Genomic DNA, 14366 nt, shown 5'->3' on the forward strand with positions numbered 1-14366 from the left:
ACATGCCGTTCGCTCCGGCCGAAATTATTTCGATCTTGTACTCGTACCGCTGGACGGTCGAAATCTTCTTCCGCTTCTACAAGCAACTGATGGGGGGCGCGCACCTGATCAGTCACAGCAAAAATGGCATCGAGATTCAGGTTTACTGCGCGATGATCGCCTGCCTGTTGATCCACCTGTGGATCGGCGGCAAGCCGAGCAAACGGACCTTCGAGATGATCGGCTACTACTTCACCGGCCTGGCCAACGAAGCGGAGATGCTGGCTCACATCGCCAAGATTCGAAAGCAAGCCGCCACGACAGCGAAGAAAAAATCGTAGCAGGCAGTAAGGAGTCCGCCGTCGAAGCGGTCTCTCGGTTGATGCTGCGCAGGTGGAAAATGGAACGGCAGCTTGCACGGTCCAGCAGCGGGGCGAAAATGCGTGAAGAGTTCGCGGCGGGATCAAATCTGTTTATGCCGACTGGGCGTGCCGAACAGTATTGCCACGAGGGCATTTTTCAACAGGCAGTTAACATTGCTAGCATCACGATTCGTGGCCGTAACAGCTCCCTGTTGCGGCTTTTTTTTTGCATTTATCAGTCATCTTTTGCATAACGGTGTCTGTCTGCTTTCCCTTGACCCCCTCCAGGAAAGGGGCCTCTTGTATCTTTTCCGCGTAGCTGAGGCCTAAATTGGGCATTTTTTAACACGGTCTAACCTGTTTTCTAGTAACAGGTTATGGGGCAGTAATGCGCAATATGAGCATCCAGTTGCCGAAAATGTCAATCAGCATCCTTGACGGTCGGTGGGGGGACGAATAGGTTCGTATGTCTGTTTTTAATTCTGCATCCGTCACAGTATTCATTTTAAAAATACTGGTTGCTGCCCCTGTCCCGAACGAACATCTGTCCATGCACGTCAAATCGCTCAAAGTGTTTTGCGACGTCGTCGGGCAGCGTAGTTTTTCACGGGCGGCGGATGAAAACGGCATTTCTCAGTCGGGCGCAAGCCAGGTGGTTCATCAATTAGAAGAACGCCTGGGCGTGAAGCTCATCGACCGGTCGAAGCGTCCTTTGGTGCCGACTCCGGAAGGCGAACTCTACTACCACGGCTGTCGCCAGATTGTCCGGCGGTATTACGCGCTCGAAGAAGACATTCGCACGTTTCATGCGGAAGTCGGGGGACGCGTCGCGGTGGCTTCGATCTATTCGGTCGGGCTGAGCCACATGAACGACTGCATGCAGGAGTTTCTCTCGAAGCACCCCAAAGCGAACTTACGGCTGCAATATCAGCATCCGCAAACGGTCGTGCGGATGGTCGCCGCCGATCAGGTCGACTTTGGCCTGGTCAGCTATCCCCGAAATACGAAAACGATCAAAGCGGTCGCCTGGCGAGAAGAGCCGATGGCGCTGGTTTGCTCTCCCCAGCACGAACTCGCCTCTCGGGCGTCGGTTTGGCTGGACGAGTTGGACGGACGAGACTTCGTCGGTTTCGACACGGAGCTGCAAATTCGCCGCGAGATCGATCGCGTCTTATCGGCTCACGGCGCCGAAGCGCATGTTGTGATGGAGTTCGACAACATCGAAACCATCAAACGCGCTATAGAGATCAATGCCGGCATCAGCTTGTTGCCGACATCCACGGTCGTCCGCGAAGTTCAGTCAGGCACGCTTGTCTGCGTCGAACTGGAGGGCCGCCCGCTCGTTCGTCCTCTGGGCATTATCACGCGACAGGGTAAAGAGTTGGGCAAAACGGCTCGGCGCTTTATCCAACTGTTGCATGACAAGGCCGAGGCCAGCGAAACGGCCAAAGATCAAGTCGCTTCCGATTCGGCTCCCCTCTTCGCCGAATCGGAACAGTTTTCCGCCGCGGAGGACACTCCCGCTGCGGAAAGCGACGTCGAACACGGAGTTTCGAGTCGCGCGTAGGCTGCCGAGCGGGATGGTCTCGGCCTGCGAATCTTTCGCGGTCGGGGTCTCTACCGACACGGCGCCACTGGCCACGGTTGGCGTTCCCACGAACACACGAAGTTGAATGAGTTTCCAAACGAAGGTTGTAGGCATGGCTTCTGCGAGTGATTCGCCGCGTCCGCTGGGTCGCACTGAACGACCCAGCAAACAAGGCTTGTATGACCCCGCTTTCGAGCACGAAAACTGCGGTGTGGGCTTCGTCGCCCACGTCAAAGGCGAACGCTCGCATCAAATGGTTCTCGACGCCGAGACGATCCTGATCAACATGGATCACCGCGGCGCTTGCGGGTGCGAACCGAACACCGGCGACGGCGCCGGTATGATGACGGCTTTGCCGCACGACTTTATCGCCAAAGTCGCCAAACGCGATCTGGACGCTGACCTGCCCCCGGCCGGACAATACGCCGCCGGCGTTGTGTTCTTGCCGCAGGACGAAGCGTCGCGGGCTCACTGCAAATCGACCGTCGAAAAGTACATCGAGGAAGGTGGGCAAAAGCTGGTCGGCTGGCGTCCCGTTCCGACCGACTCGAAGAAGGCCGACATCGGCCCGACCGCGCTGGCGTGCGAACCGGTCATGGAGATGCTGATCATCGCCTCGGGCGACGAGAAGCTGGATCAAGAGCTGTTCGAGCGTCGCGTTTACACCATTCGTAAGCGGGCCAGCCAACTGCGGGCCAACGACAATCTGCCGCAAGCCAAGATGTTCTACGTCTGCAGCTTGTCGACCAAAGTGATCATCTACAAAGGGATGCTCACCCCGGCTCAGTTGGTACCTTATTATCCCGACCTGTCGGACGAAGATTTCACCACGCACCTGGCGATGGTCCACTCGCGGTTCAGCACCAACACGTTCCCCTCGTGGGACCGCGCCCAGCCGTGCCGCTTCATGTCGCACAACGGCGAAATCAACACGCTTCGCGGCAACAAAAACTGGATGGCGGCTCGCCAGGGCGTCGCCGATAGCGACGTTTACGGCGGCGACGTCAGCAAGCTGTTCCCGATCGTCGAGCCTGACTGCTCCGACTCGGGGTCGTTTGACAACGTGCTCGAGTTCCTGCTGATGTCGGGACGCTCGCTGCAGGAATCGGTCATGATGATGGTGCCCGAAGCCTGGCAGAAGCACGAGACGATGTCGGAAGAGAAGCGGGCCTTCTACGAATACCACAGCTGCTTGATGGAGCCGTGGGACGGACCGGCGTCGATCGTCTTTACCGATGGTCAATACATCGGCGCCGTGCTTGACCGTAACGGTCTGCGTCCGAGCCGCTATTACCTGACCCACGACGACCGCGTCATCATGGGTAGCGAAGTGGGCGTGCTGCCGGTCGATCCGGCGATCGTCAAAGAAAAGGGACGCCTGCAACCGGGGCGTATGTTCCTGATCAACTTCGAAGAAGGTCGCCTGATTCCGGATGAAGAGCTGAAAAGCTCGTTCGCCAAGCAGCGTCCGTACGCCCAGTGGCTTCGCGAACAGCGGATCGAACTGGCCGAATTGAGCCCCAACGACGAACCGCACGGTTTTGATCCCGACACGCTGCTGCAGCGGATGCAGGCCTTCGGTTACACGACCGAAACGCTGCAGTTCATGCTGCTGCCGATGATCCATCAAAAGCGTGACCCGGTCGGCTCGATGGGCAACGACTCGGCGCTCGCCTGTTTGAGCGACAAGCCGCGGATGCTGTACGACTACTTCAAGCAGCTGTTCGCCCAGGTCACCAACCCGGCGGTCGATGCGATTCGCGAAGAAGTCGTGATGTCGCTGGAGTGCTACATCGGTCCGGAAGCGAACCTGCTGGAAACGACGCCGGAACACGCGCATCGTTTGCTGGCGCCGCATCCGATTTTGACTAACGAAGAGCTGGCCGCGCTGCAGCATATCGACAAGCGTGGGTGGAAGTCGAAGACGATCGACATCACCTTCCCGCTGGCCGAAGGCAAAGCTGGTTTGACCGCCGCGCTCGATCGCATTTGTGCCGAGGCGGAAGGGGCGATTGACGACGGCTTCTCGCTGATCGTGCTCTCGGACCGCGGCATCTCGGCCGATCGCGTCCCGGTGAGCACGCTGTTGGCTTGCGGATCGGTTCACCATCACCTGGTCAACACCGCCAAGCGGACCCGAATCGGCATTGTGCTGGAAACCGGCGAAGCCCGCGAAGTGCATCACTTCTGCTTGCTGGTCGGTTACGGCGCCGATGCGATTAACCCGTACCTCGGCTTCGAGACGCTGTGGCAAGCCCGCGAAGACGGCTTGTGCGACGCCGAGTTCGAGACCGACGATCAGATCGTCTCGGCCTATCGCAAAGCGGTCGCCAAGGGGATGCTGAAGGTCATGGGCAAGATGGGCATCTCGACCCTGCAGTCCTACAAGGGCGCCCAGATCTTTGAAGCGCTCGGTCTGCAGACCGAAGTGATCGACCGCTGCTTCGCCGGCACCGCCAGCCGCGTGCAAGGGGTCGACTTCGCCGTCTTGGCCGAAGAGCACATCCGCCGCCATCGTTTGGGCTTCCCCGAACGGGACGACGTCAAACTGCCGATCTTGCCGAACCAGGGCGAATTCCATTGGCGAGCCGAAGGGGAACGACACGCGTGGAGCCCCCAGGCGATCGCCAGCATTCAAGTCGCCGCTCGCACCAACAGCCGCGACGCCTACAAAGAGTTCGCTCGCACGGTTAACGAAGACGCCCGCAATCGGTGCGCCTTCCGCGGGCTGCTGAAGTTCAAAGACGATCCGACGCCGATTCCGGTCGAAGAAGTCGAATCGGCGGCCGATATCGTCAAGCGGTTCTGCACCGGCGCGATGAGCTTCGGCTCGATCTCGGCCGAGTCGCACGAGTCGCTGGCGATCGCGATGAACCGCTTGGGCGGCAAGAGCAACACCGGCGAAGGGGGCGAAGACGTCGCTCGCTTTACGCCGATGCCCAACGGCGACTCGAAGCGTTCGGCGATCAAGCAGATCGCGTCGGGCCGGTTCGGCGTGACGATCAATTACCTGACCAACGCCGACGAACTGCAGATCAAGATCTCGCAAGGCGCCAAGCCGGGCGAAGGTGGCGAACTGCCGGGTAAGAAGGTGGACGAAAACATCGCCCGCATTCGGCACTCGACTCCGGGCGTCGGTTTGATCAGCCCGCCGCCGCACCACGACATTTATTCGATCGAAGACTTGTCGCAGCTGATTCACGACCTGAAGAACGCCAATCCTTCGGCTCGCATCAGCGTCAAGCTGGTCTCCGAGGTCGGCGTCGGTACGGTCGCCGCCGGCGTGTCGAAGGCGAAGGCCGATCACATCCTGATCTCGGGCGATACCGGCGGAACCGGCGCCTCGCCGCTGACCAGCATCAAGCATGCCGGTTTGCCATGGGAACTGGGGATCGCCGAAGCGCACCAGACGCTGGTGATGAACGACCTGCGTAGCCGCGTCATCCTGCAGACCGACGGTGGTCTGAAGACCGGCCGCGACGTGGTGATCGCCGCGATCCTGGGCGCCGAGGAATTCGGTTTCGCCACCGCGCCGCTGATCACGCTCGGCTGCATCATGATGCGGAAGTGCCACTTGAACACCTGCCCGGTCGGAATTGCGACGCAAGATCCTGAGCTGCGGAAGAAGTTCAACGGCAAGCCGGAACACGTGGTTAACTACCTGTTCATGGTGGCCGAAGACGCCCGTCAGTTGATGGCGAGCCTGGGCGTGAAGACGCTGAACGAATTGATCGGTCGCGTCGATCTGCTCGAAACCGACGCCGCGATCCAGCATTGGAAGAGCGACGGCATCGACCTGACGCCGCTGCTGACGCCGCCCAAGAAGGCGCATGACAAGGTCGGCGTCTTCAACACGATGAAGCAGGATCACGGACTGCAATTCGCGCTCGATAACGAATTGATCAAGAAGGCGAAGCCTTCGATCGAGTCGCGTGAGCCGATCCGTTTCGATTCTAAGATCATCAACATCAACCGTGCGGTCGGCGCCACGCTGAGCCACGAAATCGCCAAGCGTTACGGCGAGACCGGCTTGCCTGACAATTCGATCCATATCGACTTCACCGGTTCGGCCGGGCAAAGCTTCGGGGCGTTTTTGTCCCGCGGCGTGACGCTCGAGCTGGAAGGGGACGCCAACGACTACGTCGGCAAGGGACTCTCGGGCGGTCGCATCATTATCTATCCGCCGAAGGTCAGCTCCTTCAAGGCGGAAGATAACATGATCGTCGGCAACGTCTGCTTGTATGGCGCCACCTCGGGTCAGGCCTTCTTCCGCGGACGTGGAGCCGAACGGTTCTGCGTGCGTAACAGCGGCGCCCAAGCCGTGGTGGAAGGGGTCGGCGATCATGGTTGCGAATACATGACCGGCGGCCGGATGATCTGCCTGGGCAGCACCGGACGCAACTTTGCGGCTGGTATGTCAGGCGGCATCGCCTACATCTGGGATATCGAAGAGAAGTTGCTGAAGAACTGCAACCTTGGCATGGTTGAGCTAGAACGTCTCGATAACGTCAATGACATTACCGAGGTCCGCACGCTCATCCAACTTCACCAGAAATACACCGGCTCGCTGATCGCCGAGCAAATCCTTGGCGACTGGGACAACCAGATCGATCGCTTCGTGAAAGTGATGCCGATTGACTACAAACGGGTGCTCATGGAACGCATGCAGCATGAGGAAGAAGAAGACGTACAACTGAGCGGAGCGGAAAGCCATGGGTAAGCCCACCGGATTTATGGAATTCAAGCGTGAAACGATCCCCTATCGGGATCCGCTTCTACGCATCCACGATTACGACGAGTTTCAAGTCAATGTTGACGAGCAGTTCCTGAAGACGCAGGGCGCTCGTTGCATGGACTGCGGCGTGCCGTTCTGCCAAAGTGCGACTGGCTGCCCTGTCGACAACCTGATTCCGGAATGGAACGACCTGGTCTACAAGGGACGTTGGCGCGAAGCGCTCGACCGTCTGCACAAGACCAACAACTTCCCGGAATTCACCGGTCGCGTTTGCCCGGCGCCGTGCGAAAACGCCTGCGTGCTTGGCATTCACGAACCGCCGGTGACGATCAAAAATATCGAAGTCTCGATCATCGATCGCGGCTGGGAAGAAGGCTGGATCTCGCCGAAGCCGCCGACCAAGCGAACCGGTAAAAAGGTCGCTGTCGTTGGTTCGGGCCCGGCCGGTTTGGCCGCCGCCGATCAGTTGAACAAGGCGGGCCATCAGGTCACCGTTTACGAACGGGACGATCGCATCGGCGGTTTGCTGATGTACGGCATCCCCAACATGAAGCTGGAAAAGGAACGGGTCGTCGAACGACGCGTCGACCTGATGAAGGCCGAGGGGATCGAGTTCGTCACGGGCGCCCACATCGGCGTCAACGTCCAGATGGAAGATCTCCGCAAAGACAACGATGCGGTGGTCTTGGCGGTCGGGGCCACCAAGCCGCGCGACTTGCCGATTCCGGGACGTGATCTCGATGGCGTCTACTTCGCCATGCAGTTTTTGAAGGCGAATACCAAAAGCCTGCTCGACTCGGAACTGAAAGACGGCAACTACATTTCGGCCGAAGGGAAAGACGTCATCGTCATCGGCGGCGGCGATACTGGAACCGACTGCTTGGGAACCTCGATCCGTCATGGCGCCAAGAGCGTCGTCAACTTCGAGCTGTTGCCGCAACCGCCGAAACAGCGGGCTTCCGACAATCCCTGGCCGCAATGGGCGCGGATCTTCCGCGTCGACTACGGTCACCAGGAAGCGGAAGCGAAGTTCGGCCACGATCCTCGCACCTACTGCGTGCTTAGCAAAGAATTCATCGGCGACGACAAAGGAAACCTGACCGGTATCCGCACCGTCAACGTCGAGTGGAAGAATGACGATGGCCGTTGGAACATGCAGGAAGTTCCCGGCAGCGACAAGGTTTGGAAGGCCGATTTGATTTTGTTGGCGATGGGCTTCCTTGGTCCGGAAGAAACCTTGGTGGAAAAACTGGGGATGGAAACCGACCAACGGTCGAACTTCAAGGCCGAGTATGGCCGCTTCGCCACCAACGTCGATGGGGTCTTCGCCGCCGGCGACTGCCGCCGCGGTCAAAGCCTGATCGTCTGGGCGATCAACGAAGGACGCGGCGCCGCCCGCGAGTGTGATCGCTTCCTAATGGGAAAGACGGAACTTCCGTAACAAAGCATGGCGACTGGCTCGCGCACGGGCCAGAAGCCGGCATTTGCCAAACGGCTACGGTGCGCTACGATCGCCGGTAACCTGGCGATATGAAAGGGAAGCTCTGAAAAGAGCTTCCCTTTTTGCTGCGCGGTTGCGGCGTCGCCACTGCATCCACACGTTGTGCGACGCATGCGGGATTGCGCTCGCCACCCAAACCAGTCGCTGCACCAGGCCAAGACCGCCGATCCAGAAGCAACAATTGAATCGCGTTGTCGCGTTTGTCATTCGTCCATTTCGTCCAGGCTCGGTTCTAAGTCCGACATCGACTCGTCGCCGATTGACTGCGGCGTCTCTTGGATCATTAACGACAGACGATCGCGGATGATTTTTTCCGCGAGTGGCGTCTCGGCGGCGGTGATCGCCGCAATCTCCGCAGGCAGCTGGGCGACTAGTGGGTCGCCAGCGGCAATCAAGCTGCGCTGCCGCTTATAAGCTTGGTCCGACGTTTGAATCGCAATTGGCGCCATTAGCAGGTATGCGATTCCCAGAGCCAGCGCCAGTCCGGCGGTGCTGTGGGCAAGCGTGCGCAGCGTGGCGCCAGCGCGTTCGGCCGGTGTAGCTGGCGTCGTTTCATTCGCTGGAACACGTTTACTTGCCAGAAACGCGAGAATGCCGATCAAAAGCAACCAGATTCCGAGCGTCAGATAAGGCCCACGATAAAAGCTCCACTCGATCAAAACGATTTGCCAATAGCGATCGTCGGCTTCCAGTTCCTGATAAACCGAGCGGTTCAGGTCGCTAAATACGGCGGATGGAATCCAAAGTCGCGGCGGCCAAACGCGGAGCGAATCGGGCGAATAAGCGGCCAGACCGCGCACCGCGACCAGCGCCAAGATCATCGCGGCGATCATCGTTAGTCCGCGTCGACTCAACAACGAGTCTCGCCCAAACGCAAACCCCCAAACGCCCGGCGCCGTAAACGCCAGGACTAGCAAGACGAACGCCGTCAGCAGCACCCAGGTCTGCACCGTCTCGGAGATCAATTGCGCGGGCGCGATCCCAAAGACGATGATTGTTAGACACGTCAGAAATAGAAGCGGCAGAAAACGGACAGGCGGACCGATGGATGCTAGTTCTCGTCGCGGAAACCGCCTGGCCCCCATATAGCTGACCAGCGCGCACAGCAGCAGGGGCACAATCGCCAACGCCAGCCAACCGCTCAGAATCGCCGCTCCGCTGTTCAGTTCTTCCGAAAACGATTTCCAACTGCCACGTGGCGCCGTGGCCGGCGTCAGGTTGCTGATCGCTCGATCAAGGAGTAGTTCATCGATGTAGGCGTCGATCGTCGCCTGCTTGATTTCTTCTAGCTGCATTTTGGCGAGCGGGTCAGACGTACTGGCCGCGATCACCAACAGTCGCAGCGCGTTGTCATACTTGGCGTCCGACAGGCTGTGCATGTGGGTGGGGGCATCGACGGATCGCCACTGGTCGACAATTCGGTCGCACTTGTGCATTTCGGCGGCCGCCGTGGCGAAGTCGCCCGCTTGGGCGATCTGCTCGGCGCGGGCCTGTTGAATCGAGATCAGTTTCCAAAGCAGGCGAATCTCGCGATCACGGTTGTCGCGACTCGACAAGATCGCCATTTGGTCAGCTCGGGAGAGGGACGTTTGATCGAGGAACGCTTCGACTGCCGCGAAGTCGACTTCATCGACGGCGCAAAACGGCTTCTGCTGCGCTCGCTCGAAATAGGCGATTCCTTCCGCGAATAACTCCTCGTTATGGATCGAAAGGTCCAGCGTATTGGTCGGCGCGTTCAAGCTGCTCTTGTGCAGAAAACTGCTGGCCCGCCAATAGAAATGGGCCGCCACGTAGTCGTACAACGCATTGTCGGGATCGCCGTCCGCGCATTCTTCGAGAACCTGCTTCCAATTCTCTTCGCGCCGATCGTCCCAGGAGAACACAACGTCAGAATAGAGTAGCAGCATCGCCCGATTGCGCCGCCAAGCGACGTTCTCCGGCGCCAGGCGAATCGCGGCGTCGGCCAACCGGCCGCGTGGTCTAGCGCATTGCTGCTCGAAGCTGATCCGCGAATCGAGCCAGTTGGTATCTTCCGGATCGCGGGCGACTTGTAGCCCTGGCAGATCAAGCAGCCAAAGCCTGTCCGAATCGAGGCTTTCGGCCGGTGGATTGTCGAGCGTCAGCGCGGCGCCCATCGCCAGTTGGGCGTCTTGCGGCGAGTCGCCCAAAACTCGCTCCACTTCCGCCGTCCAAAATTGCCCCAGATTATGTGGACGCTGTATGCTCAGTGGCGCAGGGGTTGGCGAAAACCAGCCAAGCGTCGCATGCCGCCACTGCCGGGAAAGAAGTTCGCCGCTGGTGTTTGAATGAGCGGCGATCCAAACCAGACGCACCAACAGAATCGCCGTCAAGCAAAGTCCGCCAATCGCCACATATCGGTAGAACCGCGACATCGTCAGGTTACTTCGACTAGAGGAGGAAGAACTGGTCGCATTCTACAATCTAGCGAAAGAAGCCTCCAGCATTTTGCGACGATCGGCAGCGCATGAAAAAGGACGCCTGGAGGGAAGCAGGCGTCCTAACGTGGAGGATAGCTTGGGAACGGCGAAATGCTTACGCTTCAGCCATGTCAGCTTCGATGAAGTTTTTCGCGTAACTTTCGTAGCCGGAGTGAAACTGCTTGGCCATCGCGTCGGGAAAGACGTGAAACTCGCCGCTGGCAAGCGCCGCGACGATCGCTTCGGCGACGACCGACGGTGGTTCCGCGATGTCGGTGAAGCCGGCGTGATCGGCCATTTCGGTGGCGATGGGGCCGGGGTGGACGCTCATGACGGCCGTTCCTTGCCCTGCCAATTCTTCTCTCAGCGCCTGGGTGATCGAGTAGGCAGCGGCCTTCGACGCCGAGTAGGTGGCGGCGCTTAAGAACGTTTTGATCGACACGACCGAGTTAAGCTGGACGAAGACGCCGCCTCCGTTGTTCTTTAGTACGGGGGCGAACGCCTGGGCGACGCGTATGAGGCCGTAGACGTTGACGTCCATTTCAAATTGCAGGGCGTCAAATGCAGCGGAGGAGAGGGGAGACTCGGACTTGTAGACGCCGGCGTTGTTGATGACCAGTTCGACGTCGCTCGCCGCACTGGCCGCCGCCTGGATGGTCTCTTGTGTTTGCAAGTCGACTTCGACCGGAACGACTCGATCACCGTACTTTTCGACCAGCGGCTGAGCCGACTGAGGATTGCGAACGGCGGCGTAAACCTTTTTTGCGCCATGGGCCAGCAGCGTTTCGACGATCGACTTTCCAATGCCCCGGTTGGCGCCGGTTACCAAAGCGACTTTGCCATTGATTTCAAAACTCATGGATGGTTCCTCGGTTACAGGTGGAAGCGGTCGTCGTCCGCGGCCGGAGGCGGAGCGTTACTTCTCACTACGATGCTCTAACCGAACGTTGGTTTCGCCGAGGGCAAGAAATTATGCTGACGCTCCTCGTCGTCAGGGGATCGCCAGCACGAACAGCGTTGCTATTGGCGGACCTGGCCGACCATCGGGACGAATTGCACGGCCGAAACGTTGCGGCACTCGAATTTGTCTTCGGCCAGCTTGTGCACGCATTGCAAGACTTGCGCGCCTTCACCGACCGGCAAGATCAAGCGACCTCCGGTAGCCAACTGTGCAGGCAGTAGTGGCGGGATTTTGGGAGCGGCGGCGGCGATCAAGATGGCGTCAAACGGAGCGGCGGTTGGCCAGCCGGCATAGCCATCTCCTTGCCTCAAGTGAACGTCGCCATCGCCGAGCCTGCAAAGCCGCTCCTTGGCCGCCGCAGCTAATTCCGGCAAGATTTCGATCGCGTAGACTTCGGCGCCCATTTCGGCCAGCACCGCCGATTGGTAGCCCGATCCGGCGCCGATGTCCAAGACGCGCGCACCGGGCTGGATCTCGGCCAATTGCGACATGAGCGCAACGATGTAGGGCTGCGAAATCGTTTGTCCCGAACTCAACGCAACGGCGCAGTCGTCGTAAGCGAGACGCCGCTGGCGGGGTGGGAGGAACTCGTGCCTTGGGACGTCCCCCATTGCGGACAGGACTGCGGTATCCCGAATATCACGACCACGAAGTTGCCGCATAACCACTTCCTTTCGCAACGCAGCGTATTTCGCCATTTCGTCGGAGGAGCACGCAGAGTACATTTGCAGTTCTCCTTTCGTAATCCAGTTTACAATTGGGTGCGGAAGAAGGAAAATTGAGAGAGTTGCCCAGCTGAATCAATACAAAAGATTATGATTTGTTGAGAACTAACGCAGAACGTTTTGAACTGTTGTTGCGTCTCAACCCTCGTTCCCACAAGGAGCGATTCGTTTGCCTGCTGCTGAGGGGGGGGAATTCAGGTCGGCGTTGCTGCCCCTATGCCGACTTGACCGCCCCCCTCAGATTTTCATCAGACTTCATTTCGCTCTCTTGGCCCACGCTGGGCCGCTACTTGTGGCGCGGTCCTCAATCCGCATAATCGGTGTTTGTCTATCGCACCACATCTCGCACGACTTCTGAGGAACCGTCCATGCTCGACCTGTTCGACAAAATCGAAGAAGCGGTCGCCGCCATTCGCAAAAAGTGGGACAAAGTTCCAGCGGCCGGCATTATTTTGGGCACTGGTTTGGGCGGCCTGGTCGAAGAGATCGAGATTGAAGCGTCGCTGGAATACGAGGAAATTCCGAATTTCCCGACGTCGACGGCGATTAGCCATCGCGGCCGACTCGTCTACGGGATGCTGAATGGCCTGCCGGTTGTGGCGATGGAAGGCCGCTTCCATATGTACGAGGGCTATTCGCTGAAGCAAATCACCCTGCCGGTCCGCGTGATGAAGGCGCTGGGCGCCGAGCTGCTGGTCTGCTCCAACGCCTCTGGCGGGATGAACCCGTACTTCAATTGCGGCGACATCATGGTGATCGAAGATCAGATCAACCTGCTGGGGGACAACCCGCTGATCGGGATCAATGACGATCGCTTGGGCCCGCGGTTCCCCGACATGTGCGAACCGTACGACCTGAAGCTGGTCGACATGGCGCTCGAAATCGCCCGCGCTGAAAACATCGTCGCCCACAAGGGCGTTTTCGTCGCGGTCGCCGGGCCGAACCTGGAAACCCGCGCCGAGTATCGTTTCCTGCGTCAGATCGGCGCCGATGCGGTCGGCATGTCGACCGTGCCGGAAGTGATCGTCGCGGTCCACTGCGGCATGAAGGTGGTGGCGCTGTCGATCATTACCGACATGTGCCTGCCCGACGCGCTGAAGCCGGCCAACGTCGAAGAGATCATCGCCACCGCCAACGAGGCGCAGCCGCGGCTTTGCACGCTGGTCAAGGGAGTTTTGGCGCGCGTCCAAGCGGGCTAGTAACGTCACGTCGACGCTGTGATCGGTAGGCTGAGGGAGAGGCCAAGCTTGTTTCGACTGTCTGTGGAAGTGGAAGAAACCGCCGCCGCGGTTCGTCGCCGTTGGAACCGGCGTCCCAAGGCGGGCATCATCCTGGGGACCGGGCTCGGCAGTCTGACCGATGGCATCGACGTCGAGGCCTCGATCGCCTATGACGATCTACCATACTTCCCGCAAGCGACCGCGCTCAGCCATGCCGGTCGCTTGATTTGCGGCAAGCTGGGAGGCGTCGACGTCTTGGTGATGGAAGGCCGCTTCCATCTCTACGAAGGGTATTCGCTCGACCAGATCACGCTGCCGGTCCGCGTGATGCAAGAGTTGGGCGCTCAGCTGCTGGTCGTCAGCAACGCCTCCGGCGGGATGAACCCGTACTATCACTCGGGCGACATCATGCTGATGGAAGACCATATCAACATGATGTGGCGCAGTCCGCTGGTGGGTCACACCGACGAAGGGAAACTGGCCGAGCGGTTCCCCGACATGTCGTCTCCCTACGATCGTCGGCTGCTGAAGCTGGCGGCCAAAGTCGCCCGGCGAGAGTCAATCCGCTTCCACCAAGGGGTGTACGTGGCGATGAGCGGCCCGAACTACGAAACCCGAGCCGAGTACCGATTCTTACGGCAGATCGGCGGCGACGTCGTCGGCATGTCGACCGTGCCGGAGGTAATCGTCGCGCGGCAATGCGGACTGCAGGTATTAGCCTTGTCGACGGTCACCAACATCTGCCTGCCCGACGACCTGGGCCGGGTCGGCAAGTACGACGTGATCAATGCGGCGAAGGCGGCCGAGCCAAAACTGCGTCGCATTGTGCGAGAAGTGATCCGCGAAGCTTAAAGCGT

9 protein-coding genes are annotated in these 14366 nt (G+C 59.4%); 6 read left to right on the forward strand and 3 right to left on the reverse strand.

Annotated elements, in window-relative coordinates; translation table 11 throughout:
- From Enr8_RS03755 to Enr8_RS03770, 4 genes are all read left to right on the forward strand, one after another.
- The coding region (locus tag Enr8_RS03755; RefSeq protein ID WP_146429262.1) for a transposase at positions 1 to 320 on the forward strand (320 nt) is incomplete at its 5' end.
- A gap of 571 nt (positions 321 to 891) precedes the next feature.
- Positions 892 to 1908 (forward strand): LysR family transcriptional regulator, encoded by a 1017-nt coding sequence (locus Enr8_RS03760; RefSeq protein WP_146429263.1) that lies wholly within the window; start codon positions 892 to 894, stop codon positions 1906 to 1908.
- A 133-nt stretch (positions 1909 to 2041) separates the two neighbouring features.
- Positions 2042 to 6649 (forward strand): glutamate synthase large subunit, encoded by a 4608-nt coding sequence (gene gltB / locus Enr8_RS03765; protein WP_146429264.1) that lies wholly within the window; start codon positions 2042 to 2044, stop codon positions 6647 to 6649.
- A complete protein-coding gene (locus Enr8_RS03770) occupies positions 6642 to 8105 on the forward strand; it encodes a glutamate synthase subunit beta (RefSeq protein WP_146429265.1) in 1464 nt (487 codons plus the stop codon). The genes gltB and Enr8_RS03770 overlap by 8 nt, the downstream gene beginning before the upstream one ends.
- Before the next feature lie 263 nt (positions 8106 to 8368).
- On the opposite strand, the gene Enr8_RS03775 is transcribed toward Enr8_RS03770, so the two are convergent.
- The 3 genes from Enr8_RS03775 to Enr8_RS03785 form a co-directional block, all read right to left on the reverse strand.
- On the reverse strand, positions 8369 to 10558 hold the full coding sequence (locus Enr8_RS03775) for a hypothetical protein (protein ID WP_146429266.1): 2190 nt from the start codon (positions 10556 to 10558) through the stop codon (positions 8369 to 8371).
- 160 nt (positions 10559 to 10718) lie between these two features.
- Positions 10719 to 11462, reverse strand: a complete 744-nt coding sequence (locus Enr8_RS03780; protein WP_146429267.1) for an SDR family oxidoreductase — start codon at positions 11460 to 11462, stop codon at positions 10719 to 10721.
- 161 nt (positions 11463 to 11623) lie between these two features.
- Entirely contained in the window at positions 11624 to 12289 is a 666-nt protein-coding gene (locus Enr8_RS03785) for a protein-L-isoaspartate(D-aspartate) O-methyltransferase (RefSeq protein ID WP_222434792.1), read from the reverse strand.
- A 368-nt stretch (positions 12290 to 12657) separates the two neighbouring features.
- Here Enr8_RS03785 and Enr8_RS03790 point away from each other — a divergent pair, with 368 nt between their 5' ends.
- Both Enr8_RS03790 and Enr8_RS03795 read left to right on the forward strand, forming a co-directional pair.
- A complete protein-coding gene (locus Enr8_RS03790) occupies positions 12658 to 13488 on the forward strand; it encodes a purine-nucleoside phosphorylase (protein ID WP_146429268.1) in 831 nt (276 codons plus the stop codon).
- Positions 13489 to 13536: 48 nt separating this feature from the next.
- A complete protein-coding gene (locus Enr8_RS03795) occupies positions 13537 to 14361 on the forward strand; it encodes a purine-nucleoside phosphorylase (RefSeq protein WP_246119938.1) in 825 nt (274 codons plus the stop codon).
- The last annotated feature ends 5 nt before the right edge of the window (positions 14362 to 14366 follow it).

It is taken from the genome of Blastopirellula retiformator (genome assembly GCF_007859755.1).
GTDB lineage: Bacteria > Planctomycetota > Planctomycetia > Pirellulales > Pirellulaceae > Blastopirellula > Blastopirellula retiformator.